The sequence below is a fragment of the Vibrio sp. 03_296 genome (assembly GCF_002265885.1).
The window spans coordinates 1-898 of sequence record NZ_NPKW01000135.1 but is presented as its reverse complement, the minus strand read 5'-3'; the positions used below and the strand labels follow the sequence as shown (position 1 = coordinate 898).

Here is an 898-nt window from a genome sequence, read left to right as displayed (position 1 = left end):
CGCTTTTTCATCGAACGGAAAAATTTAAGGATTTTTCAACGAGGACTTGCATCACAAAAAAATGCTCTTATAATTCGCAGCCCTGAACGACGTAAAACGTTGTTGATTGCGACACTAGCTCAGTTGGTAGAGCGCAACCTTGCCAAGGTTGAGGTCACGAGTTCGAACCTCGTGTGTCGCTCCAAATTTAGAAGTGATGAGACCGCACACGAGGAACCTCGTGCCCAGACTGGTCGCGTCGCTCCAGATTACAGTTCTCATCGTACTTAACGATGACATGCGACACTAGCTCAGTTGGTAGAGCGCAACCTTGCCAAGGTTGAGGTCACGAGTTCGAACCTCGTGTGTCGCTCCAGTTTACAGCCCTTATCGTGCTTAACGATGACATTGCGACACTAGCTCAGTTGGTAGAGCGCAACCTTGCCAAGGTTGAGGTCACGAGTTCGAACCTCGTGTGTCGCTCCACTTTCTTTAAAGTGGAAGTAAAGCCCTTATCGTGCTTAACGATAACAATACGGACGCGGGGTGGAGCAGCTTGGTAGCTCGTCGGGCTCATAACCCGAAGGTCGTCGGTTCAAATCCGGCCCCCGCAACCAATTTCTACATTAAATGCTACGGCGTTTAACAAATGCGACACTAGCTCAGTTGGTAGAGCGCAACCTTGCCAAGGTTGAGGTCACGAGTTCGAACCTCGTGTGTCGCTCCACTTTCTCAAGTGGATGAAATAGCCTTTATCGTGCTTAACGATAATATTACGGACGCGGGATGGAGCAGCTTGGTAGCTCGTCGGGCTCATAACCCGAAGGTCGTTGGTTCAAATCCAGCTCCCGCAACCACTTTCAAAGCTCTCACTGTGCTTAACAGTGAAACAATACGGACGCGGGGTGGAGCAGCTTGG

Annotated in this window: 6 tRNA genes; all 6 read left to right on the top strand. The window is 50.1% G+C overall.

What is annotated here, in order from left to right:
• Nucleotides 1-108 precede the first annotated feature (108 nt).
• The 6 genes from CIK04_RS17110 to CIK04_RS17085 all read left to right on the top strand — a co-directional run bounded on the left by CIK04_RS17110 (nucleotide 109) and on the right by CIK04_RS17085 (nucleotide 836).
• Nucleotides 109-184: transfer RNA gene (locus CIK04_RS17110), tRNA-Gly, on the top strand.
• 95 nt (nucleotides 185-279) lie between these two features.
• Nucleotides 280-355 (top strand) — tRNA-Gly (locus tag CIK04_RS17105).
• 34 nt (nucleotides 356-389) lie between these two features.
• Nucleotides 390-465, top strand: a tRNA-Gly gene (locus CIK04_RS17100).
• Between the two features lie 54 nt (nucleotides 466-519).
• Nucleotides 520-596 (top strand) — tRNA-Met (locus CIK04_RS17095).
• A 34-nt stretch (nucleotides 597-630) separates the two neighbouring features.
• Nucleotides 631-706: transfer RNA gene (locus tag CIK04_RS17090), tRNA-Gly, on the top strand.
• Between the two features lie 53 nt (nucleotides 707-759).
• Nucleotides 760-836 (top strand) — tRNA-Met (locus CIK04_RS17085).
• Nucleotides 837-898 lie beyond the last annotated feature (62 nt).